General features: G+C 40.1%; 23 protein-coding genes. 18 read left to right on the top strand and 5 right to left on the bottom strand.

The genetic code is table 11. The features are described 5' to 3' along the window. Positions 1 to 620 precede the first annotated feature (620 nt). Positions 621 to 1,169: an HdeD family acid-resistance protein gene (locus tag H5180_RS15405; RefSeq protein WP_182758530.1), complete on the top strand. Its 549-nt coding sequence runs from the start codon at positions 621 to 623 to the stop codon at positions 1,167 to 1,169. A 77-nt stretch (positions 1,170 to 1,246) separates the two neighbouring features. On the opposite strand, the gene H5180_RS15410 is transcribed toward H5180_RS15405, so the two are convergent. Then, the gene (locus H5180_RS15410) at positions 1,247 to 2,119 is read right to left on the bottom strand and encodes a mechanosensitive ion channel family protein (protein WP_145237382.1); all 873 of its coding nucleotides are present in this window, start codon (positions 2,117 to 2,119) and stop codon (positions 1,247 to 1,249) included. A gap of 180 nt (positions 2,120 to 2,299) precedes the next feature. On the opposite strand from H5180_RS15410, the gene H5180_RS15415 reads away from it, so the two are divergent. From H5180_RS15415 to H5180_RS15440, 6 genes are all read left to right on the top strand, one after another. After that, complete coding sequence (locus tag H5180_RS15415; protein ID WP_145237750.1) at positions 2,300 to 2,509, top strand: hypothetical protein; 210 nt, start codon at positions 2,300 to 2,302, stop codon at positions 2,507 to 2,509. Positions 2,510 to 2,761: 252 nt separating this feature from the next. Further along, positions 2,762 to 4,894, top strand: a complete 2,133-nt coding sequence (locus tag H5180_RS15420) for a M3 family metallopeptidase (protein ID WP_145237386.1) — start codon at positions 2,762 to 2,764, stop codon at positions 4,892 to 4,894. A 144-nt stretch (positions 4,895 to 5,038) separates the two neighbouring features. Beyond that, positions 5,039 to 6,466: an amidohydrolase family protein gene (locus tag H5180_RS15425; protein WP_182758531.1), complete on the top strand. Its 1,428-nt coding sequence runs from the start codon at positions 5,039 to 5,041 to the stop codon at positions 6,464 to 6,466. Between the two features lie 91 nt (positions 6,467 to 6,557). Next, positions 6,558 to 7,403, top strand: a complete 846-nt coding sequence (locus H5180_RS15430) for a DMT family transporter (protein WP_145237392.1) — start codon at positions 6,558 to 6,560, stop codon at positions 7,401 to 7,403. 69 nt (positions 7,404 to 7,472) lie between these two features. Next, complete coding sequence (locus tag H5180_RS15435) at positions 7,473 to 8,798, top strand: glycerophosphodiester phosphodiesterase family protein (RefSeq protein ID WP_145237395.1); 1,326 nt, start codon at positions 7,473 to 7,475, stop codon at positions 8,796 to 8,798. A 69-nt stretch (positions 8,799 to 8,867) separates the two neighbouring features. Beyond that, positions 8,868 to 9,602, top strand: coding sequence for a dienelactone hydrolase family protein (locus H5180_RS15440; protein WP_182717049.1), 735 nt, complete (start codon positions 8,868 to 8,870; stop codon positions 9,600 to 9,602). 8 nt (positions 9,603 to 9,610) lie between these two features. On the opposite strand, the gene H5180_RS15445 is transcribed toward H5180_RS15440, so the two are convergent. Beyond that, on the bottom strand, positions 9,611 to 10,534 hold the full coding sequence (locus tag H5180_RS15445; protein ID WP_182758533.1) for a LysR family transcriptional regulator: 924 nt from the start codon (positions 10,532 to 10,534) through the stop codon (positions 9,611 to 9,613). A 144-nt stretch (positions 10,535 to 10,678) separates the two neighbouring features. Here H5180_RS15445 and H5180_RS15450 point away from each other — a divergent pair, with 144 nt between their 5' ends. The 3 genes from H5180_RS15450 to yghU all read left to right on the top strand — a co-directional run bounded on the left by H5180_RS15450 (position 10,679) and on the right by yghU (position 13,137). Beyond that, complete coding sequence (locus tag H5180_RS15450; protein WP_149980845.1) at positions 10,679 to 11,362, top strand: type 1 glutamine amidotransferase domain-containing protein; 684 nt, start codon at positions 10,679 to 10,681, stop codon at positions 11,360 to 11,362. Positions 11,363 to 11,465: 103 nt separating this feature from the next. Further along, a complete protein-coding gene (locus tag H5180_RS15455; protein WP_145237407.1) occupies positions 11,466 to 12,062 on the top strand; it encodes a rhomboid family intramembrane serine protease in 597 nt (198 codons plus the stop codon). 235 nt (positions 12,063 to 12,297) lie between these two features. After that, positions 12,298 to 13,137, top strand: coding sequence for a glutathione-dependent disulfide-bond oxidoreductase (yghU, locus tag H5180_RS15460; protein ID WP_182758535.1), 840 nt, complete (start codon positions 12,298 to 12,300; stop codon positions 13,135 to 13,137). A 44-nt stretch (positions 13,138 to 13,181) separates the two neighbouring features. Here yghU and H5180_RS15465 read toward each other — a convergent pair whose 3' ends face one another. Beyond that, positions 13,182 to 13,685: a DUF6622 family protein gene (locus H5180_RS15465; protein WP_182731071.1), complete on the bottom strand. Its 504-nt coding sequence runs from the start codon at positions 13,683 to 13,685 to the stop codon at positions 13,182 to 13,184. 362 nt (positions 13,686 to 14,047) lie between these two features. Here H5180_RS15465 and H5180_RS15470 point away from each other — a divergent pair, with 362 nt between their 5' ends. Next, positions 14,048 to 14,647, top strand: a complete 600-nt coding sequence (locus H5180_RS15470) for an FMN-dependent NADH-azoreductase (RefSeq protein WP_182758537.1) — start codon at positions 14,048 to 14,050, stop codon at positions 14,645 to 14,647. Between the two features lie 219 nt (positions 14,648 to 14,866). Continuing rightward, positions 14,867 to 15,295 carry an OsmC family protein gene (locus H5180_RS15475; RefSeq protein WP_145237444.1) on the top strand — a complete coding sequence of 143 codons (429 nt, stop codon included), beginning with the start codon at positions 14,867 to 14,869 and terminating at the stop codon, positions 15,293 to 15,295. Between the two features lie 107 nt (positions 15,296 to 15,402). On the opposite strand, the gene H5180_RS15480 is transcribed toward H5180_RS15475, so the two are convergent. Beyond that, positions 15,403 to 16,014, bottom strand: coding sequence for a flavin reductase family protein (locus H5180_RS15480; protein ID WP_145237753.1), 612 nt, complete (start codon positions 16,012 to 16,014; stop codon positions 15,403 to 15,405). A 94-nt stretch (positions 16,015 to 16,108) separates the two neighbouring features. Here H5180_RS15480 and H5180_RS15485 point away from each other — a divergent pair, with 94 nt between their 5' ends. Next, positions 16,109 to 17,422 carry a DASH family cryptochrome gene (locus H5180_RS15485; protein ID WP_145237447.1) on the top strand — a complete coding sequence of 438 codons (1,314 nt, stop codon included), beginning with the start codon at positions 16,109 to 16,111 and terminating at the stop codon, positions 17,420 to 17,422. Positions 17,423 to 17,502: 80 nt separating this feature from the next. Here H5180_RS15485 and fucP read toward each other — a convergent pair whose 3' ends face one another. Continuing rightward, a complete protein-coding gene (gene fucP / locus H5180_RS15490; RefSeq protein ID WP_145237450.1) occupies positions 17,503 to 18,810 on the bottom strand; it encodes an L-fucose:H+ symporter permease in 1,308 nt (435 codons plus the stop codon). A 288-nt stretch (positions 18,811 to 19,098) separates the two neighbouring features. Between fucP and H5180_RS15495 the strand changes: the two genes are divergently transcribed. The 5 genes from H5180_RS15495 (at position 19,099) to H5180_RS15515 (ending at position 24,206) form a co-directional block, all read left to right on the top strand. After that, positions 19,099 to 20,256 carry an ROK family transcriptional regulator gene (locus tag H5180_RS15495; protein WP_220491209.1) on the top strand — a complete coding sequence of 386 codons (1,158 nt, stop codon included), beginning with the start codon at positions 19,099 to 19,101 and terminating at the stop codon, positions 20,254 to 20,256. A 462-nt stretch (positions 20,257 to 20,718) separates the two neighbouring features. Further along, positions 20,719 to 21,684, top strand: a complete 966-nt coding sequence (locus H5180_RS15500; protein ID WP_182758538.1) for a carbohydrate kinase — start codon at positions 20,719 to 20,721, stop codon at positions 21,682 to 21,684. A 169-nt stretch (positions 21,685 to 21,853) separates the two neighbouring features. After that, a complete protein-coding gene (locus tag H5180_RS15505) occupies positions 21,854 to 23,368 on the top strand; it encodes a cryptochrome/deoxyribodipyrimidine photo-lyase family protein (protein WP_182758540.1) in 1,515 nt (504 codons plus the stop codon). Continuing rightward, positions 23,358 to 23,510 carry a DUF2256 domain-containing protein gene (locus H5180_RS15510; RefSeq protein WP_182731067.1) on the top strand — a complete coding sequence of 51 codons (153 nt, stop codon included), beginning with the start codon at positions 23,358 to 23,360 and terminating at the stop codon, positions 23,508 to 23,510. Before H5180_RS15505 ends, H5180_RS15510 begins: the two co-directional genes overlap by 11 nt. Positions 23,511 to 23,651: 141 nt before the next feature. Beyond that, positions 23,652 to 24,206: a zf-TFIIB domain-containing protein gene (locus H5180_RS15515; RefSeq protein WP_182758542.1), complete on the top strand. Its 555-nt coding sequence runs from the start codon at positions 23,652 to 23,654 to the stop codon at positions 24,204 to 24,206. The last annotated feature ends 285 nt before the right edge of the window (positions 24,207 to 24,491 follow it).

A 24,491-nucleotide genomic window follows, 5' to 3' on the forward strand; every position in this document is an offset into this window, starting at 1 on the left:
TAGGCGTGAAGGTGCAGCACCTGTATTTGCGGGGCTGAGACACATCGCATTTAATCAGCTAAAAGCAGAAACAAGCTTTAATAAAGGCATGCCCGCAAAACAGAAAAAAGCTATGCGCAGTACAGATTACCTTGAAAAGGTATTGAAATAATAGACTTTTTTCATGCTCTTGCCCTGTCAAGAGACGTCGGTTTCTCTCATTTTTAACCTTAGCCAAACACATTATTAAGCTATTTAAGAAACGTATTACAAAACGACGTGGAAAAGTCTCAAAAACTTTATTTTGAATGAATAAAAGCGCTCATTAGGTAAAATCAGGGTCTATCAGCTCGAACGGTTTTGCCTAGGACGTTTAATTTTTTGTTGCCCGCATAGATGTAGATTAGAAACATGGGAAGATGCACAAACTTTGCTCTATTTTCACTTAGCCCACGTAGGTTACAAATCTAGCGTCATGATCTACTCGCCCCTAAAATGGAATGAATTTTAGCTCCCAAAGGTCAAAATGCCCCAACGCTATACACATAACGTGGAGTTTGACCTAAGTACCTACACAAGCTAACGTATATGCAGTATTTATGCTGTTAAATATAATTTTAGCGCTGTCATTAAGGAATAGAATGGATCTAACCACCACACTTTCAAAAAACTGGTCAGTACTGTTAGTACGCGGCCTCATTGCAATTATTTTTGGCGTTATTACTTGGTTTGCACCCAATGCATCTCTGAGTATTATGTTGTTATTTTTTGCGGGCTATTTTTTATTTGATGGCATGCTAAGAACATGGGTTGCTTGGAACTCTAAGCAACACAATCCCTATTGGCGCTGGTTATTGGCCGGTGGGGTGTTATCAATCATCGCAGGACTAGTTACCCTATTTGCACCAAACGTTACCGCGATACTATTACTTTATTATGTCGCTGCGTGGGCCATAGCGATTGGCGCTGTTGAAATTTTAATTGCGCTTAAATTAAGAGCGGAGATATCTAATGAGTGGATATTAATTATTACTGGGGCAATATCAGTATTATTTGGTTTATATTTAATCTTTAATCCTAGCGCAGGGATCCATACTTTACTTTGGTTAGTCGCCACTTACGCCGTACTATTTGGTGCTTTAATTGTATTATTTTCATTAAAGCTAAAAAAGATGGCACAACAGCAATAACTCATCAATAAAAACGAAGTAATTTGCTACTCGTTGCAGCAAATTACTTCTGCAAGACGATACCGGTACCGCTGGACTTATTTCGTTGCTCGTCCCCGCCTTAATGCAATTTCACCATCAATATGTATATCGCGTTGTGGGAAAGAAATAACGACATTATGCTCAGCAAATATTTTATATACGCTAAAACGAATATCACTGCGGACTTGGCGCAACATGGTTTCTGATTCAGCACAAACCCAAAAAATAGCATTGAACACTAAAGAGCTTTCAGCAAAATCATCAAATAACACTGAAGATGCCGGCGTCGGGAGTATTGCAGGATGTTCGCTCAACACTTGTTTGATCAGTTTTTCAACTAACAATACATCTGATCCATATGCCACACCAACACTGACAGACGAACGAGCATTGCGGTCAATCAAGGTCCAATTCGTCACTGTGTTTTCGAGTAGTTGACTGTTTGGTATAAGCATGTGCACACCATCGTTGCGACGAATGCGCGTGGAACGGGTATTAATCGTTTCAACCACCCCTTTAGCGTTGCCCACTTCTAAGAAATCTCCAATACGAATTGGCCGCTCCCACATTAAAATCCAGCCACTAATAAAGTTATTAATGATATTTTGTGCCCCGAATCCTACACCAATAGCTATAGCGCCAGAAACAAAGGCAAATGCTGTTAACGGAATATTTAACACTTCAAGGGAGGTAAATATTAAAATTGCGATACTTAACACTAAATAAATACGGGTAAATAAATGCACCGCATCAGGGTTCATTTTACGTGCGAGCAGAGTTTTTCGTATTAATCGACCAATCCATGTAACCACAAACCACATGGCAAAGAGTATCAAAGGCACTTGAATAACTTTAGCTACAGTAATTTCGATATTGTTATAACTAAAAATTACATACGATAAATAATGAGAGATTGACTCTAACGTCATACTTTTTCCAAAATTAATAAAACAAATAGCTATTCAGGGTTAAGTAAGTTTAGCACGCCATAATGGCATTTACGGAGAAGTTAAAGTTCAATATGTTTTTTATGAACAAATCATTAACATTTTCTTACAGGTAATGCTATATAAGAACTGTAAGCTTAAATAAAGCACGAGGAACGAATGATGTCACAACTGACCTTAAATCAAAAATTAGCCACGTTACAACCTTTAGTTGATTTGCAACTGTTTGAATCAAGTATTGAATACCGCAATAAAATTTTGTCTGTGCTTGCAGAGCAAGAACATACTCTTAATTGCATTAATAAAGAGTTTGGTCACCAACAACCGGCTAGTTTTGGTAGCGAAAAAAAGTTTGTTTTAGGTTACAACTAATTTTGCTACTTCGCGCATGCAACATAAACCAAAATTCCCAATTAAGTACCAACCTGTAGTAGCTTTAATACGTCCTACTGTTTAAGGCTACTATTTCTCGATTTGCACTATTTTTACCTAAAAACACGTTTTTTGCGCTTAATCCCCACCTTAAACCGATAAACTTAATTGTATATACATGAAAATTTGCTAAGTTATGGGTGTTTTATGTCTCGCCTGTTTTTCAAGGCTCACCTATTTTATGGAGTTCTCATGCGTAAGACCCTTATAGCAACTACAATTGCTAGTGCATTATTATTATCTGCTTGTAGTTCGCAAAACGATGCTGATACAAAAGAGCAAACGACTCAAGTACAAACAGTCAATGTAGACAACGTATTGATGAAACCAAGCCCATTACAATATATGGCACCAGAATTTGATAAATTTGGTACCAGTGATTATGAACCGGCATTTGATGCAGGTATTGCCCAGCAAAAAGCGCAAATCACGGCTATCGCAAACAACCCAGCTCCAGCTACATTTAAAAACACCTTAGTTGAATTAGAACTATCGGGCGAATTGCTTGATCGCGTTTCAACCGCTTTCTATAACTTATCTGGTTTGATCTCTAATGATGAGTATCAACGTATTGCAGCAAAAATGGCCCCAGTGTTATCTGCGCATTCTGATGATATTTATCTTAACAAAGCATTATTTTCACGTGTTGAAACCATTAATGGCAATAAAGCGAAGTTAAATGCCGAAGATCAGCGTTTAGTTGAGTTTTACTACACTAAGTTTGTTAACGCTGGTGCAAAATTAGATGAAGCACAAAAAGCCAAAATGCGTGAAATCAACGCTGAGCTTGCTAAGTTATCAACAGCCTTCTCGCAAAACGTATTAAAATCGTTTAAAGAGGACGTAGTATTAGTAACCGATAAAAGCGAACTTGCTGGCCTTTCTGACGCTGAAATAGCAAGCCTTGCCGCTGCCGCTAAAAAAGCAGGTAAAGAAGGCTACATGATCACGTTAGTGAACACCACGCAACAGCCGATTCTCAGCAGCCTAAAAAACCGTAAGTTACGTGAACGTATTTTTAAAGCATCAGCGACTCGTGCGCAAAATACCAATGGCCCTATCATTATCAAAGAAACCAATTTGCGCGCTCAAAAAGCAGCACTCCTTGGCTATAAAGATTGGGCTTCATATGTAATGACCACACGTATGGCTAAAACCACTGAAAACGTTTATGGCATATTAGATGACTTGGCACCTAAAGCTGTAAATAAAGCAAAAGCTGAAGCTGCTGAAATTCAAAAAGTAATTGATGCATCAGGCGAAACGTTTGCCGTACAACCATGGGACTGGGCATTCTATTCTGAAAAAGTGCGCCAAGCTAAGTACGACCTAGATCCTGCTTTAGTTAAGCCATACTTTGAAATGCAATCAGTGATCCATAACGGTTTATTTTTTGCGATGGAAAAACTGTACGGCATTACTTTCAAAGAGCGTAAAGATTTACCACTTTATCACGAAGATGTAATGGCGTTTGAAGTGTTCAACGCCGATGGTAGTGCTATTGGTTTATTCTACATGGACCCTTATGCTCGTGAAGGTAAACGTGGTGGTGCTTGGATGAGTGCATATGTTAGCCAAAGTGGCTTAAAGGGCACAAAACCTGTAATTTATAACGCACAAAACATCCCTAAACCTGCAGACGGTCAGCCAACACTGATGACCTTCTCTGAAGTTACGACTATGTTCCATGAATTTGGTCATGCGGCACACGGTTTGTTCTCAGATGTAAAATACCCAAGCCTTGCAGGCACTGCAACAGCTCGTGACTTTGTTGAATTCCCGTCACAAGCGAACGAAGATTGGAACATCGAACCAACTGTACTTGCTAACTACGCGAAGCATTACAAAACAGGTGAACCAATTCCTAAAGAATTACTCGACAAAGTACTTGAGTCACAAAACTTCAATCAAGGTTTTGGCACCACTGAGTATTTAGCTGCAGCATTACTTGATATGGAATGGCATTCATTTGGTGTTGATAAGAAAATAACTGATGTACAAAAATTTGAGCATGATGCGTTAGAGAAACACGGCATTGCTTACTACCCAGTACCACCGCGTTATAAGTCTTGTTACTTTAGCCACACCTTTGCTGGTGGCTATTCAGCAGGTTACTATGCATACCTTTGGACTGAAGTATTTGCAGCTGATGCCTTTGCACATATGACAAAGCAAGGCGGCTTAACTCGTGACAACGGTGATAGCTTCCGCAAAGAGATTTTATCAAAAGGTAACAGCCGCGACTTAATGCAAAGCTATATTGAGTTCCGTGGTCAAAAGCCAACTACCGACGCCCTACTTAAGCGCCGTGGTTTAGTTAAGTAAACCAAAATGATTATAATGGGAGTCCGTAATGGACTCTCATTTTTTATCGCCATTATTCATCCTTACTTTGTTACCTTCTAACTCAAATCAACACCTTACAGAAGATATATATGCTAATCTAAATAAAAAATTTAGAGTTACACAATGCAAAATATACTTTTATTTTCAACTTGCTTACTACTGACTGCATGTGCCACAGAACCAACTGAGCACGCCGATATAGTGATCGCTAATGCGACGATCATCGACGTAACAACCGGACAACTCAGCGTTGAACAATCCCTTGCTATTCGCGATGGTGTGATCATAAAGCGCGCTAACAACTCACTAAAAAATAACTACATTACTGATAATTACATTGATGCTAATGATCAATTTTTAATGCCAGGCCTTTGGGATATGCATGTCCATTTTGGCGGCGGTGAAGCGCTTATAGCCGAAAACAAAGCCCTGTTACCACTTTACCTCGCGTATGGCATTACTACAGTACGTGATGCTGCTGCTGATTTAAGTGAGTCAGTTTTAAGCTGGCGAGAGCAAATTAATAATAACCAATTAGTTGGCCCGACCATTTATACATCAGGGCCCAAACTCGAAGGTAAAGACTCTATTTGGCCTGGCGACTTAGAAGTTGAAACTGTCGAGGAAATGAATGCTGCTATTGATACGCTTGATGCTATGAATGTGGATTTTGTGAAAATAACCGATAGTGCATTAACACCTGAACTTTATTTAAAAGCAGTTAAAGAAGTGAAAAAACGTGGCTACCAAATATCTGGTCATATTCCGTTTTCGCTATCAGTTACAGATGTATCAAATGCAGGGTTAGATGCCATTGAGCATATGACCTACTTGTTAAAAGCCGCAGCAATTAATGAACCTGAAATATCAGCAAAAGTGGCTTCAGGTGAACTGAGTTACCGCAGTGCTTTGCCAATTATTACAGCAAATATTGATAACCAAACAGCTTTAAATAAATACGCCGTGTTAGCTCAAAATAACACGGCCGTAGTACCTACTTTAATTGGTGGTCAAATCACCGCTTATATTGATGAAGATAACCATCAAGATGATGAGTTTTTAAATTATTTAGGTAAAGGTCTTAAAGCCACTTACCAATGGCGTGTAGACAGAGCCAATAAAGATACCCAAGATCAAATCAAACAACGTAAAGAACGCTTTGTTAAAACAGCTCAATTACTACCTTTAGCACAACAGGCTGGCGTATCAATTATTGCTGGGACCGACGCTGGATTTTTAAATTCGTATATTTACCCTGGTTTATCTCTTCATCAAGAGCTGGCTATTTTTAGTGATTATGGCTTAACGCCATTACAAACATTGCAATCAGCAACACTTGCTGGACCACAGTTTTTAGGTAAAACGGCGCAGTTTGGAGAACTTACAGAAGGCAAAACCGCCGATATCATTTTCTTAACTGATAACCCATTAATTGATGTACGTAACACGCAAAAGCTCACTGGGGTTATTTCTCATAGTCGTTATTACAATCAAGCAGCACTTGAACAGCTAAAAGTAGATGCCAAGCAATTCGTTAGTTCACAACAGTAAATTAATCACCGGGCTCAGGTTACTTGACTGAGCCACTCCCTTTAATACTCGTTGTAGTATACACTCGCGCTTTTAATTTGGAGTAAGCACTATGGGCTACTTATTTGCCGTCACTCTATTATGGGCGTTTTCATTTAGTTTAATTGGCGTATATTTAGCAGGTCAAGTTGATGCTTGGTTTAGTGTATTAATTCGCGTAGCCCTAGCCACACTGCTATTTTTACCGTTTTTAAAACGAACACCTCCCCCACTTGCTTGCAAACTCATGCTGATAGGCGCAGTACAACTCGGTATTATGTATAGCTTTTATTACCACTCATTTTTGTTCTTAAGTGTGCCTGAAGTACTGCTATTTACCGTAATGACCCCGCTTTACATCACGTTATTAAACGATGCGTGCAACAAGTATTTTAACCCACAGTTTTTTATAGTCGCTTTTATTGCCGTGCTGGGTGCAATTACTATTCGCTATGAAAACTTAGACAGTAACTTCTTAGTCGGATTATTACTGGTACAAGGGGCTAATATTAGTTTTGCTGTAGGACAAGTAACCTACAAACGCTTAATGCTGGGTAAGCAGCTTGATGATAAAACTGTATTTGGCTGGTTTTTTATTGGTGCACTGATTGTTGCAAGTAGCTGTTATGTCTTATTTGGTAACTCAAACAAATTACCAAGCACCTCAACACAATGGGGCATATTGATTTATTTAGGAGTTGTGGCATCTGGTGTTGGCTATTTTATGTGGAATAAAGGCGCCACGCTTGTCAATGTGGGCGCACTGGCGGTGATGAACAACTTGCTTATTCCTGCAGGCATTGTTGTTAATGTACTTATTTGGAATAGAGACGCGGACATACTCAGATTAAGTATTGGCGCGGGGGTTATGCTATTTGCCTTAGTGGTAAACCAAATAATGGCTAAAAGAGTAAATTAATTACTCTGTAGTTAAACTGTCACTAATAATTAGTAAGGTAGCGTCCACTTTGATTTTTAAGGACAAATAATGAAGCGCATACCTTTACTGACTAGTTGTTTATTATTAATTACACTAGCTGGCTGCGATGACGATGTAGAAATAGTCGAAAAAGAAGTGGTTGTTACCAACACTGAGGTTGAAATTGTTAAAGTTCCTACCCCGGTTATTGTTGAAGTAGCGCAAGGTACGAATATTCAACTCGGTGCTCGCCCCGACTACTTAATTGACGATATGGCCACCAGCGCACTAAAAACAAAATTAGAATCGTGCAAAGACGGCCCTTTTTATCGTACTGATTTTTCAATTGGTCACCGCGGTGCACCTATGCAATACCCAGAGCACACTAAAGAATCTTACATTGCAGCAGCTCGTATGGGCGCTGGCATTGTCGAGTGCGATGTGACGTTTACAAATGATAAAGAGCTTGTATGCCGCCATTCACAATGCGATTTACATACCACCACTAATATTTTAGCGATCCCAGAACTTGCCGCTAAATGCAGCGTGCCATTTACGCCAGCGGATCCTAACAGTGGTACACCCGCTGCAGCTAAATGTTGCACCAGCGATATTAGCCTGGCGGAATTTTTAACCCTTGAGGGTAAAATGGATGGCGCGAACACCAATGCCACCAATGTTAACGATTATATGAATGGAACACCGAGTTGGCGCACTGATTTATACGCCACCTCAGGTACACTCATGACCCATAAACAAAGTATTGCGCTATTTAAAGAGCTGGGTGTAAAAATGACCCCGGAGCTGAAATCGCCTCAAGTGAGCATGCCTTTTAATGGTATGACTCAAGCGCAATATGCACAAAAAATGCTGGATGAATACACGCAAATGGACGTACCCGCAAACCATGTTTATCCGCAATCATTTAACCTAGCCGACGTAGAATATTGGATTAGCACTAATCCTGAATTTGCAGCGCAAAGTGTGTATTTGGATGGTCGCGACAGCAATGCAGGGTTTGATCCTAATAACGCAGCAACATGGCAGCCAAGCATGGCAGAGCTAGCTACTGATGGCGTTAAAATTATAGCGCCCCCTATTTGGATGCTGCTAACCATAGATAACGACAGTAATATTGTACCCTCACAGTACGCTATAGATGCTAAGGCCGCAGGGCTTAATATTATTGCATGGAGCCTTGAACGCTCTGGCCCTCTAAATGAAGGCGGCGGTTATTATTATCAATCTATTAGTGATGTTATAGATAACGATGGCGACATGTTAACTGTGGTTGATGTTTTAGCACAAGAAGTGGGGGTCATGGGGATATTTTCCGATTGGCCAGCAACCGTAAGTTACTATGCTAGCTGTAATAAAATGCCTGCAAGTATTTAAACTTTAAGGCGTGTTTATTTTATCGCGCTCAGTTACCATATATTTTATATTATTTAACTGAGCGCTTTTATGATCATCCAACACCACCATGCAGACTTGCCTACCCCAACAGGTTTAATGCGCACCACGGTTTACCGCCCCGAAATATCAGGGCAATTTCCCGCGATTATTTTTTATTCTGAAATATTTCAGCAAACCGCGCCTATTGCTCGCAGCGCTGCACTTTTAGCAAGCCATGGTTTTGTAGTACTTGTGCCAGAAGTGTTTCATGAGCTAAACCCTATCGGGACAGTGCTTGCCTATGATGATGCGGGTAAAGATAAAGGCAATAACGATAAATGGGCAAAACCGCTTGAATCTCACGACAGCGATACCCAAGCGTTAATCGACTTTGTACAAACACAAGATTATTGCACCGGCTCTGTAGGTACTATGGGTGTCTGTATTGGCGGTCACTTAGCTTATAGAGCCGCATTAAACCCACACATAAAAGCCGCATTTTGCTTATATGCCACCGACATTCATAGCGATACACTCCCCGCACAAGCCGGTAATAACTCGTTTGAACGCATGGCTGATATACAAGGTGAGATTCACTTTATTTGGGGAAAGCAAGATCCCCATGTGCCACAACAAGGTCGCGACAAAATTTATCAACAAGCTGTTAGTACGGGTATTAATTACCAATGGCAAGAAGTTAACGCCCAACATGCCTTTATGCGTGATGAGGGTGAGCGATACGACGGCGCACTAGCAATCACCATGTACCAGCAAGCCGTTGCATTATTTAACCGTACTTTGTAAGCCATAAATTAGACATTTTTAAGCATACCCAATGCGGTATGCCTTTTTATAAAATAATCCTTTAAATAATCGATAAATAAGCGCAACTTCTTAGAATCGGCGCCGCCGGGTGGAAATACGCCGTAAAGTTCTATATCTTTACTTTTATAGTCATCGAGTATAATTTCCAATAGCCCAGCTTGAACTTTTGGCCATGCATCGTAAAGTGGAATACGCCCGATACCATGGCCTGCTTCAACAAAAGCAGTTCGCGCAGCAGCGTTATTAGTCCTTAAACCACCTTGCATAGTTAAGTTATGCTTTTTACCATCTTTTTGTAGCGTTAATGTTTTACTGCCGAGCTGATACACCACCCATTGATGTTCGCTTAATTGCGCTGGAGTTTTAGGTTTACCGTAATGGGCAAAATAATCTGGCGAGCCACAAATACAGGTACTCATCGTAGTGAGTTTAGTCGCTTGTAAATTGGAGTCACTAAGCGCAACACCGCGAATCGCAAAATCAAAGCCATTTTTAATAATATCAATCACTTCATCACTTAACTGTAAATCAATATCGATTTTGGGATACTGACGTTTAAAATCATTGATTGCAGGCACAACCAACTGCATACCGACATTCACCGGGCAGCTAATTTTAAGTAAGCCTTGTGGTTCGCTTTTTATATTTTCTATTTGCTGTTTAGCCGCATTAGCTTGCTCAGTAATAATTCTGCAGCGCTCATAATAAGCAATCCCCGCTTCGGTCAGTGCCATAGTTCGCGTTGAACGATTAAGCAGCGTCACTTCCAGTTGGGTTTCTAATTTTTTTAAGTGATAACTTGCCACTGCACGAGTAAACCCCAATTGTTTGGCGGCCGCCGTTAAACTGCCCTGCTCTACAATTTGTGCAAATACCACCATACTTTTGAGTTGCTCAAACGATACCTTCATAAGATCTCCTATACTGACTTACTTTATTGTATCAATTATTAAACCAATAAAGTTGAATTTATCATCGTTGTTTAAAGTAACCTTAGTGCATATAGTAGTTAGTAAGATAAATTAAAAATTTAAATCATCAGAAGGAATATGGTTATGGCTAAAAAAATACTTATGGTTCTTACCTCTCATGCAGAGCTTGGCAATACCGGTCATAAAACGGGCTTTTGGGTCGAAGAATTTGCGGCTCCTTATTATGCATTTATTGATGCCGGTGCTGAGGTTACACTCGCATCAGTAAAAGGCGGGCAACCACCGATTGATCCAAATAGCGCCGCACCTGATGCCGCAACAGATGCTACAAAACGTTTTGATAACGACAGTGCAGCACAAACATTGATGGCCAATACAAAAGCGCTTGGTGATGTAAATGCCAGCGACTTTGACGCCGTATTTTACCCAGGCGGTCATGGCCCATTATGGGACTTAGTTGACAATACAGACTCAATTTCATTGATTGAAGACTTTATCAAAACAGAAAAACCTGTTGCAGCTGTTTGCCACGCAAGTGCCGTGTTTTTAAATGCTAAAAATTCAGATGGCAGTGCATTGGTTGCAGGTAAGAAAGTAACTGGCTTTAGCAACAGTGAAGAAGCCGCAGTGCAACTTACTGACATTGTTCCATTGTTGGTAGAAGATGAGCTGATCAAAAAAGGCGGTGATTACCAAAAAACGGATGATTGGGGTGTGCTCGCATTAGTCGATGGCTTATTGATCACCGGTCAAAATCCTGCCAGCTCTGAGCTTGCAGCGCAAAAACTGCTGACCCAATTAGGCTAATTCTTTAATATTGTAACTAAAGCCTTGCTTAACCCAGCAAGGCTTTTCAATTAAGCATCAGGATAGGTATACTCAGTCAAACATATTTAAAATTAAGTGATGTATGGCAAACCCAAAAAGCTCTTTGAGCATTCCTCCTCTAGTCAGTAAACGCTTTACGCTTATTGGTATTATTTTATTGTGTGTTTTACTGCAAATTATTAATAGCTTACCAGGCGTTAACTTAAATGGATTAGGTATTTACCCTCGCAGTCTAAGTGGTTTAACGGGTATTTTTTTCGCGCCTTTTTTACATGGCGGCTGGGCACATTTGCTTAGTAACTTAATCCCATTTGCAGTGCTTGGCTGGCTAGTCTGCCAATATAGCGTCAAACGGTTTTGGGCTGTATTTATCTTTACTGCTGTGGTTGGAGGATTACTGGTTTGGCTATTTGGTCGCGCTAATATTCACGTTGGCCTGAGCGGTGTACTTTATGGCTTGTGGGGCTTTTTAATTTGCTACGGCATTATGCATCGGTCATTTAAGGCCATTGCTATTAGTGTCGCGGTGGTATTTTTATATAGTGGTTTAATTTGGGGTGTTTTGCCACAGCGTCCCCATGTGTCATTTGAAAGCCACCTGTTTGGCGCACTCGCTGGTATTCTTATTGGCTATTATTTAGCAAAACAAGATAAGAAAAGCGCAAGTTATAAGCTTTAAAGTTAGCAAGGTTAAAGATAAAATATTAACCGTCATTATCTCGGATTAAATAAATTTGCGCTTTCTCTATTTCGGTTAGCGCTTTATACCCTCGTGGATAAGGCCATCCATGACCTCATCTAAATGATCTTCATATTACCAATGAAAGTTATCTTTGCTTCCCTTGCTCTAAATGATCAACTAGGATGGGTTGTTCGTAACCTTAATTAAAGTAACCAACGTTTAAGGAGTTTTGATGAGTAACAGCGAAAACTATACCCCGCCTAAAGTATGGCTGTGGGACGCGGAAAGTGGCGGTGACTGGGCAAAAATAAATCGACCAATTGCAGGCGCTACGCACCAGCAAGATTTACCCGTTGGTGAGCACCCTCTTCAGCTTTACTCACTGGCAACCCCTAATGGCCAAAAAGTCACCATCATGCTTGAAGAACTATTAGAGCTTGGTATCACTGAAACCGAATATGATGCGTTTTTAATTAAAATCGGCGATGGCGATCAATTTGGCTCAGGCTTTGTGGGTGTTAACCCTAATTCAAAAATTCCAGCGCTGATGGATCACAGTACGACCCCTATAACGCGGGTGTTTGAATCAGGTGCTATTTTACAATACTTAGCAGAGAAGTTTGATGCGCTAGTGCCAAGCGACCACACCAGTAAAACCGAATGCCGTAACTGGTTATTTTGGCAAATGGGATCAGCACCTTATTTAGGCGGTGGTTTTGGTCATTTCTATGCCTATGCACCACACAAAATGCAATATCCTATTGACCGATTTACGATGGAAGTTAAACGCCAGCTAGATGTATTAAACCGCCATTTAAGTGATCATGATTACATGGCTGGTAGTGACTATTCAATCGCAGATATTGCTATTTGGCCATGGTATGGCTCGCTGGTATTGGGATATTTATACGACGCCGCCGAGTTTTTAGATGTTGAATCATATACCCACGTGATGCGCTGGGCAAAACAGATTGAACGCCGCCCTGCAGTAAAGCGTGGTCGCAGAGTTAACCGGACTTGGGGCCCAGAAGATGAGCAACTAGCCGAGCGCCACAGTAAAAGCGACTTTTAACGAAAACCTAACAGCGCGATTAGTATGACTAACCGCGCTGTTACTTATGCTGGCTGTAAATCTATTTGGTTATTTCGCGCCTGCAGGATCTGTAAGCCGCGAGCTAAGAATATGCCACTTAAAATACCGTAAATCGCGCTGACAATAACCATAAATTCTGTACTTTGCGTAACTGCTAGTTGTATTGCCAACATCACTCCAACACAATATTTAGTAAAGAAAATGGCCATTATTAGTATAAATGGTACTTTGCTACCAGGTATATGAAACACATGCTGCTCACTTATGTAGCGCACTCCCTTTGGCAAACCGAATTGACGAGCGACTCCCCAACCAAGTACTAAACACACAAACCAAACTGCTAATGCAATTACACCAGAAAATGCGGAGTACACCCCAAAAACTGACAGGCCAGCCATTGCGACAGGTAACACACAAACACTGCGTAACGTGACCTCTCTTGCTCGGGTTTGTTTGACACCAAGCACAATCAGGCCGGCAAATAACGCGAACACCCACAGCGGTGTATGTTTAATTATATCAATCACTAAACTTCCTTTTTATTGTTGTTATTGCTTATTGTATTAGTGCCTTGAGCTTAATCTTATTTAAATAATTAATAAAGTTACAATTACATTTTTTTAACCTTTATATACGTAGTAAGCTTAATGGGCCATCTCGATGCTAACTTAGAGAATAGTAAAAGGCGACGACAAACAAATATCGCAGAGTGTAATCTGCCATCATTTCAGTCGTAGCAAAACAACAGCGCAATTTGATAACCAAAAACCACTCAGCAGCAAACTAAAACATTCTCTTAAATCGAATGGTTAAGCCATTAAATTGCATTGTTAATTTGTAATATAAAAGGATATGCTCTTATTAGTAATTTACAATTAAAGGAACGGCTATGAAGAACGTATTATTAATCAACTCATCACTCAACGGTGAAAACGGTAATTCACATCAGCTTAGTGAGCAGTTCATTGCTGAGCTTACACAAAAAACTGACATTACAGTGACTCGTCGTGATGTTGCCGAAAACTCATTACCACACCTAACTCAAGCTGAAATGGGCGCATGGATGACAGAGCCTGCACAACGCAGCGATGAGCAAAACAAACTGGCTGCTATTTCTGATGAGTTGGTCACTGAGCTGCAAAATAATAAGCTCATCGTGATGGGCGTCCCTATGTATAACTTTGGTATTCCATCTACATTAAAAGCGTGGATCGATCGTGTTGCTCGCGCTGGCATTACGTTTAAATACACTGAAACAGGCCCTGTTGGGTTAGTTGAAAATACTAAAGTAGTTATTCTTGCTGCTCGTGGCGGTATGTACTTAGGTACTGATATGGATACGCAAACTAAGTATCTAAAAGACTTTTTTGCATTTTTAGGTATCAACGATGTGGACTTTATTTATGCTGAAGGCCTAAATATGCCAGGTGGTGATGACAGCAAAAACGCCGCTAGTAAAGAAATTTCAGATTACGTATCGGCACTTTAATTTTTTGATAAACAAGCGGTCAGTAAGGACCGCTTTTTAGTTAGCCATGCTGATTTCATTTATTACACATTCTGATCGTCAGTGGATCCGTGTAACTCAACATTCAATACTTTTGTAAACTTGGTGCTTATGTTGCAACACTCTCTATAAACCGCCCATTTCGCTATGCAAAGGTGAAATCTTTTCACAGTTAGCGAAATTATTACAAAGGAGATGAGTATGACGATTAAGAAATCTGCACAATCACATTGGTCTGGCGATATTAAATCTGGTAAAGGTCAAATTAGCACCGAAAGCGGCGCTTTAGACAATCAGCCCTATGGTTTTAATACGCGCTTTGAAGATAAAGCGGGCACTAACCCAGAAGAACTAATAGCTGCGGCGCACAGTGCTTGCTTTAGTATGGCGCTATCACTTGCGTTAACTGAAGCAAATTACGTTGCTGATGATATCACTACCAGTGCAGTGGTTAGTTTAGATGAAGTGGATGATGGCTTTGAGGTTAGTCATATAGCCTTAAGTGTAGAGGCAAAAATTGCCGGTATTGCTGAATCAGAATTTAAAAAACTGTGCGAGCAAACCAAACAAGGCTGCCCTATCTCAAAATTAATGAATGCTGAGATATCTCTCACTATGGCACTCAACTAAGCTAAAAAATTAACCGTATATAAGCCAAGTAATTATTACTTGGCTTTTTACTGCACGGTTTTTACTATACGTAAAAGGTATAAACATAAAATAACGTAAAATTTCAGCTAAATCTCTGGCCTAGCCAAGCTAAATAAATCATGCGTTGTCGTAAAGTAATCTCCGCCCATTTTACCAACGGTATTTAAAGCTCTTGGGTCAATATAGCCGTTAACAAGTACACTTTCATCAATATAAATACCAACTACATTTAATAACATCATTTGCCCGCCACCTGCTTGTTCAGAAATAGTGACCACGTCACGTAAGCTACATTCATAACGAACCTTAGCTGCTGCCACCCCCAATGGAGTTACTGATTGACTTGCACATGATGCGATCCCCACAGCCGTAAATTCACTAGTTTGCGAAGAAAAATTACCGCAACTTTGATTCATTTGCTCCACCAGATTATGACTGACCACATTGATAACGCACTCTTTTGTGGCCAGTAAATTGTTTAAGGTATCCTTGTTTTGATTCTCAGCTGGATTTACCTGAGTCACACTCAACACTGGCGGGTTTACACTTGCCACGGTAAAAAATGAATACGGCGCAATATTCGCCACGCCATCACTACTTAACGTGCTTATCCATGCGATAGGCCTTGGCGTGATCCCACCAACCAATTTACTGTATGCCCCTTTTTGCTCGTCAGGATCAGTTAAATCAAAATACATCATCACCTCATTAAATTTAAACTCATTAAACTAAACGCCTTTTCACTTTGTTACGTATTAAAGACAAAGTAAATGGAAAAAACGCTTTATTACTATGACACACTCTTTGTACTGGTTTACTAACGATTTACGACTAAGCGATAACGCACTAATCTCTCTTGCTGCAAAGCAAGATACAGCACTTAGCTTTATATATTGTGTTGACCCTCAATGGTTTAAAAGCAATCACCATGATTGCCAATCAATGGGACAACATCGCTGGCAGTTTTTAGCGCAATCTTTACAACAGTTAAACAATACTCTGAAAGACTATGGGCAACATTTAGTGATCTACCATCAAGCTGCTCATGAGGTGATTGAACATTATTATCACCATCACAACGTGCGTACTCTATATTGCAGTGAACAAATTGGTTACGATGAGCAGCAAACGCTACTCAATGTAGCGAAAAATCATGGTGATCTTGTTATTAAACAAGCTAATACATTTACCTTATATGACAACCAGCAACTTCCTTTTACTATTAATGAACTGCCAGCAACATTTAGCCAATTCAGAAAGCTAATTGAGCAAACAACGCCCACTATAAATACACTTTTAGATCCTCCAGTGTACATAGCCAGACCTTTAATTGCTCCAATGCCTTGGCCAACTACATTGCCTAATGTCAGTAAAGAACGAACGTTATTCGCAGGTGGTGAACAAAGTGCGACTGATCATCTAGCTGATTACTTTTCAAGTGCTAATCCATCTACCTACAAAGAAACTCGCAACGCTTTAGCTGGTATTGAAAACTCAACCAAGTTTTCTCCTTGGCTTGCTAATGGCTGCATTAGTGCTCGGCAAATAGTCAACGCTTTGCGTAATTATGAGCACATTCATGGCGCAAACGACTCAACTTACTGGATTTATTTTGAATTACTGTGGCGTGAATACTTTCAACTATACAGCCTGCGTTATGGCAATAAGTTATTTTCTTTTGCCGGAATTACAAAGCGTAAGCCACTAACCAGTTTTTACCCACAGCGATTTAAGCAATGGTGCACAGGCACAACACCGTATCCCATTGTCAATGCATGTATGAAACAGCTGAATAAAACCGGCTATATGTCAAATCGTGGCCGGCAATTAGTTGCAAGCTGCTTGGTAAACGAGCTCAAGCTAGATTGGCGCTTTGGCGCTGCTTATTTTGAACAACAACTGATTGATTACGACGTGGCATCTAATTGGGGAAATTGGCAATACCTTGCAGGTGTTGGCGCGGATCCTCGCTCGGGTAGGCATTTCAATTTAGTAAAGCAAACCCAAACCTACGATGCTAATAATCAATTTATTAATCACTGGCAAGGTGATGAGGTACACGCCATAGACTCGTTAGATGCCGCAGATTGGCCGTTAAGCAGTTAATAATGCTTAAAGAATAGCGGTGGTGAGAATAAAAGTTGTAGCATACAAAACCGAGCCTTTTAGACTCGGTTTTGTACATTTTAGCAAGGTGCCACATTATTAAATGTTCTAATTTTTGTTTTTAAATCAAATGCTGCATAACCAGCCACAATAATAAAACAGCCTGCTGGCACAATATAAGAAAAAGCGACACTGAAGGTATCAATAAATACAGCCTGTACCACGGGTACTATCGCTCCACCTAAAATAGCCATTACTAATCCGGCAGCACCTAGCTTTGCATCATCGCCTAAACCATGTAATGAAATTGCGTAAATAGTGGGAAACATTAACGATAAACAAGCCGATATACAAACTAAAGCCCAAACCCCACTTATAGTTGGCATTTGCACCATATATAAACATAGTAGCGTCGCAATTACAGAGGTTGCCATTAATAGTTTTGCTGGTCTAATAAATCCCATAAGCCATGTCATCACAAACCGAGAGAACAGAAAAGTGATCATACTGTATTGCAAAAACGTTCCACCGGTCACTTCGTTTGTATCAAGTGCTTCCATAACGTATTGAATGGTAAAGGTCCATACACAGGTTTGCGCTGCAACATTAAAAAACTGCGCAATAACGCCAAAGCGATAATGTGTATTTTTAAATAATCGTTTAAAGGTTGCACGAAAATCGACATGCTTAGATACCTTTTTTTGCTTGCAAAAGTTAGGTGTTTTAGTAAATGCAATTGCCAGCCAAATAAGCACAAGTACGCAAGCCATACCCACATAAGGCACCATAACCGCATCTAGTTCTGCTTTTATTACCTGAGTTAGTTGCTCAGCGCTCATAGCTGCACGCTCATCTGAGGAAGCTATATTTAGGCTAGGTAAAATAAGGGTTGCGGCTAAAAACACACCGATATTAGTACCAACAGGATTGAAAGATTGCGCTAAATTTAATCTACGGGTTGCACTTTGCTGATTTCCCATTCCCATCACATAGGGGTTTGCTGAAGTTTCTAAAATAGATAGACCACCAGCTAACACAAATAAAGCGGCTAAAAAAAAGCCGTAAGTCATTGCTTGGCTTGCGGGATAAAACATAAATGCCCCCATCGCAGCCATGCCTAAGCCTGTCAATACTCCCGTTTTGTAAGAAAAGCGTTTATTTATATAAGCGGCAGGAATGGCTAAGCAAAAGTAGGCGCCATAGTAGCTAAACTGTACAAGTGCCGATTGCACTGAAGACATAGTAAATATTTTACTAAATACTTTAACTAACGGATCAGTCATATTTGCTGCAGCACCCCATGCTGCAAAGCAAAGTACAAGCAAAATAAAGGGAACCACCATCTCCTTAGAGACAAGAGGTGTTTTTGTATGTGTGTGTGTGGTCATTGCCATGTCTCAGTTGTTAACTTTGAGTAAAGCATTTAAACAGGTAAATATCACCTCGTCAATAAATCAACTATAGTTATTTATTACATTTAACAATACTTAATTGTACTCTGTCGTTAATTTAATATTAAATGATCAGCACAGTAATAAAACCAATGCTGTCGCCAAGTATGTCCGCTCAGTGTACAATTAGTTAAGTTATTCAAGACAATAACAGATTAGACAGGAATCATTATCAAAGCTAAAAACCCTCGACTCGTCTCACAAGAAGGCCGAAGCCAATCTGGCTTGCGTGCTCACAATGAACGTCGAATTATGTCTTTAATTCGTCAACAAGGGAGTGCGCCAAAAGCCGAGATAGCACAAAAAACGGGTCTTTCTGCACAAGCCGTTACAGTTATTATCAATAGCTTAGAAGCCGAGTCGTTATTAATAAGAAAAGAGCCACAGCGTGGCCGTGTTGGCCAACCTACGATTCCGTTTGCCTTAAATCCTGATGGTGCTTTTGGCATCGGCTTAAAAGTTGGTCGCCGAAGTTATGATTTAACCTTAATTGACTTGGTCGGAAATATTCGCGCAACCTTAAATGAATACTGTGCCTACCCTACTGTAAATAGTCTGCTCACTTTTCTAGAAAAAGGTATCAGCGTACTTAAAATGAGCTTAAGTGACGAGTTAGCCGAGCGTATTCTAGGTATTGGTGTTGCAACTCCTTTTGAAATTTGGAATTGGACTGAAGAAGCTGGCGCACCAAAGAAAGTAATGAATGAGTGGAAGTCTTTCGATTTTAAACAAAGAATCAATCAGATCATCTCTCTTCCTGTCTATGTATGTAATGATGATACCGCAGCATGCTCAGCAGAGCTGAGCTTTGGCAACCCAGCTCGCTTTACTGATTTTTTATACATTTTTATTGGCACTTTTATTGGTGGTGGAGTCGTTATAAATGAAACCTTATTTACCGGTAAAAAAGGCAATGCGGGAGCTATTGGCTCATTACCAAGGCCTGTACTCAATAGTGAAGGCCAACTAACATCGCAACAGCTGATCATGCAGTCTTCGCTGTATATCCTTGAAAAAATGCTTAAAGATGATGGCTACAATACCGACATAGTGTGGAGTTCAAAAGAATATTGGGGAGATTTAGGCCCTGTTTTAGATAAATGGATAGATCAAGTTGCAGATGGCCTTGCCTATGCAGCACTGTGCTCACTGGCTATTTTTGATTTTGAAGCCATTGTGATTGATGGTGCAATCCCTATCAATGTAAGAGAGAAAATAGTATTAGCAACAAAGTCAAAATTAAGCCAAGCCGATCATCGTGGCATTTATCGCTGTGCCGTACAAAGCGGCTCTATTGGTGCTAAAGCTCAATCAATAGGTTGCGCTAACCTACCGTTAATTATAAACTTTTCTCAAGATAACGTCAGCCTTTCCCACAACTAGCTTCCAATAAATTTATCAAGCAGCCGGCGCTATTCGCCGGCGCTTTAATATCCTGGATTACCCGCAAATAAATTCAATTAAATAACTCCATAAACTTGTACAAAAAAATAAGTAATAATAGTTGATTTATTACTTTTAGTTCTCTACATTCTATTTACAAATTTGCCCAAACTGGTGAGGCGGGTTGATAAAACAGCAAGTTTTTAATCACACGCAACAAAAGCAAAAAATGGTTTAGGATTTGGGCACATAATCGTAACGGGTACATCTGCTCAAGAAAGAGTGAATCTATCAATGCCATTAACCCAGCTAAGTTAGCTGGCTTGATTCGAGAAGATACATAAAGCGACGTATTTTTTGACACCAAAATCAATAACTGTCTTGGTGGTCAAGGCTTAGATTTAACCAAAGGTATCGTTTAAAACGAGACGATACCCTGACAATTTTTATAGGAATAACGTAATGGAAGTAGTTGCAATTGGTGAAGCCTTAATTGATTTACTCTCAAATGATTGTATAGATAAAACAGTATTAAACAGCGAGTCAGGATTCACTCAATTTGCAGGAGGTGCGCCCGCAAATGTAGCTGTCGCCGTAGCAAAGTTAGGCGGTTTGAGCTCACTGCTTGGTAAGGTAGGCGATGATCCGTTTGGTCGTTTTTTAATAAAGGCACTCGATACACATAATGTTAAAACATCACATGTTAGCTTTTCTAAAAAGGGTAAAACTGCACTAGCCTTTGTCTCATTAGATGAAAGCGGTGAACGTACATTTGATTTTTACGATAAAGACGCCGCGCATTATGATTTGCAGATTTCCGATTTAACCCCCTCTTTATTTGCAGCCCCTAAAATAGTGAGCTTTTGCTCAGGCTCTTTAGCTAAGGCTCACATATTAAATACTACGTTAAATGCACTAAAACACTTTAAAGAAGCAGACTCGGTTACATGCTTTGATATTAATTTTCGACCTGCCTTTTGGGATGAACCACTTACAGCCCCATCCATTATTAATGATATAGCTAAAACGGTTGATGTTATTAAAGCAAGTAAAGATGAGCTGATAGCCCTGTATGGCATTGAGCATATTGAAACCACAATAAAAAGCTGGGTAGACAATGGCGTGTCATTGGTTTTAATGACTAATGGTGGCGAGCCAATTACATTTTCCTCATGCTCATTTAGTGGTACATATCCTTGTCCACCAGCGAATGTCGTAGATACCACAGCTGCCGGTGATGCTTTTGTAGGCGGTTTTTTATACCAAGTAGCTTCGCTAGTAAGTGATAAAAACGAATTTACCGATTGGGCCAATAATTTTGAAAACGTATTAAAAGCAATCAACTTTGCAACTAAGTGTGGCGCCTCAACTGTCGCAAAGTTTGGTGCATTCGACGCTTTACCAACGCAGCAAGACCTGTCTGCCTGAGCACTTACAATCAACCAGCCTATTTGTAACCTCTATACTAACGACTAAAACTCATATTTTTAGTTTTAGTCGTCTAACAAAATCGCTTTTAAACTACTTTTACATTTAATACGTATAAAACCATTTATGCCTAATTATTTATAAACGATACGGTTTTGATATCACCAGTATGAAAGAAAAAATAAACATAGTCTGGTTTAAACGTGACTTACGCCTAAGCGATCATCAGCCTTTAAAAAATGCGTTTAGTAATGGCCTGCCCACACTATTAATTTATAACTTTGAACCTTTACTGCTTGACGATGGGCATTACAACGAGCGGCATTGGCGCTTTGTCTATCAATCAATTGTTGATTTAAATACCCAACTAGCTCGCTTTAATAGCCGCGTGTATATATTTAATGAAGACATGCAAACCCTGCTTGAATCGCTTCACTCGCAGTTTGCAATCACAAACATGTTTAGCCATCAAGAAATAGGGCTAAACAACACTTTTGAACGTGATAAAACCATTAAAACATGGTGCCAACACCATCATATTAACTGGTTAGAGTCGCCAACCGGGGCTGTGATACGTGGCAAAAAAAATCGCCACAATTGGAACGAACGCTGGCAACAAACCATGCAAGCACCTATTGCTATACCTAATTGGAAGCAAATAAAGCCACTCACCCTTACTGACTATAAAACACCCAAGCTGCCTAGTTCCTATACGCAAGATAATGAACATTTTCAGCATGGGGGCCCACGACTTGCCCGTGAAGTAATGCAAAGTTTTTTTGCTGAACGCGGTAAGGGTTATCAAAAAGGAATATCTAGCCCTAGTTTAAGCCGTACTCATTGCTCTAGGCTATCGCCCTATTTAGCGTGGGGAAATATCAGCCTGAGGCAAGTGTATCAAATGGCGATTGACGCATACCATAGCACTCATGCTGATAAAAAAGGTTGGAAGCGCCCGCTTGCTGCATTTGTATCTCGCCTGCACTGGCATTGCCATTTTATGCAAAAGTTTGAAAGCGAATGCAGCATGGAATTAAAAGCATTAAATCCGGGGTACCATGCATTTCCATATCGTGATGACGCACAAGTTACTAGCGATATTGAACGCTGGGCACAGGGGCAAACCGGTATTCCTATTATTGATGCCTGTATGCGCTGTTTAAAAGCCACCGGTTATATTAATTTTAGAATGCGCGCTATGTTAGTTAGTTTTGTTACGCATCATTTAAACATCAGCTGGCAACATGCAAGCCTGCCGTTGGCTAACTATTTTTTAGACTTTGAACCGGGGATCCACTACCCGCAAATACAAATGCAAGCATCGGTTACGGGCATTAATACTATTAGACATTACAACCCGATTAAACAATCTGAGGATCAAGACCCGAGCGGTGAATTTATAAAAAAATGGTGCCCAGAGCTTGAAAAGCTGCCTGTAGAATACTTGCATGAACCTTGGGAGCAAACACCCATGGAAGCATTATTTAACGACTTTAAACTAGGTGACGATTACCCTGCACCGATGATTGATTTAACCAAAGCGTCTAAAGAAGCGAGAGAACGGCTTTGGCAATATCGCGAACGTATTGAGGTTAAGCGCGCTATTCCTGCGATTTTAAAAAAGCATGTAAGCATCGCCCCTAGAACAAAAAGTACCAAGACAAACCATCACAATGGCTCATAAAAAACTAACTTTACCGCAAAAAACCTGCCCCACTTGCAAACGTGATTTTGCTTGGCGTAAAAAATGGCAGCGCGACTGGGATAACGTTATTTACTGCTCGCAGCGCTGTAAACGCAGTAAAAACGAAGAGTCAACGCGCTAGCTAAAATTTGCAGTTAAACAGAACAAAGCTTTGTTATTGATTCTAAAAATACGGTAACATCATTGTTATTATTAATAATAAATAGCAATAATTATCCTAACGGTGGTTTTTCAGGGTAAGTAAAATAAATTAAGGGATACTATGAATTGTACTAATTGTGGTAAAGGTTTACTTAAACCGAGTTTTATTGAAGGTCAATTTCGTTCGCACACATGCACGCACTGTAATGGCCACTGGATACTAATCGAAGACTTTGCAGCTTGGAAAGAGCGTAACCCAAACTTTGCATTTGCTGACAATATCTCATTCGAAGCCGACGCTAAAGACACTAAAAAAGCGTTAATTTGCCCAGTATCGGGGGTCATTATGCGTAAGTTTCGTATTTCATCAGCAACTGACCACCGTATTGATTACAGCGCACCAGTAGGTGGGATCTGGTTAGATGCAGGTGAATGGGAATTACTAAAAGAAGAAGGCTTAGCTGGTACATTGAATGCAGTAGTAACACAGCAATGGCAAAACCAAATTAGAGAGCAAAGTACCAAGCAAAACTTTAGTGACATATATGCTGATAAATTCGGCGCAGACACTTATACAAAAGTGAAAGAACTCAGAACATGGCTTAATGCACAACCGCAAAAAGCAGATTTGAGAGCCTACCTAATGGCTGAAGACCCATATTCTGCAGAAAAGTAAGCTGCTAGAAAAAGTGGGACTCGCTGTATCGAGTCCTTTTATCACAAAAAATACCACAGTCATTGTACTTGTTTAATTTTCTTATTGCTGTGTTAACCGCATGCGCCACTGTTTTACTGTTATACTCAAACGCTAATACGCAGAAGCCAATCGCGGCTATGTCATATTTACTTTCAACTTGTCATTCTATGCAAGTTAACCACCTGATTTAAAACCGCTTTACATTAAAAATACTAATTTAGTAAATAACAAAACCCTTTACTGAGACCATTGTTTACAGTCAAG

The organism is Pseudoalteromonas sp. SR41-4, assembly GCF_014163985.1.
Classification (GTDB): Bacteria; Pseudomonadota; Gammaproteobacteria; order Enterobacterales; family Alteromonadaceae; genus Pseudoalteromonas; species Pseudoalteromonas rhizosphaerae.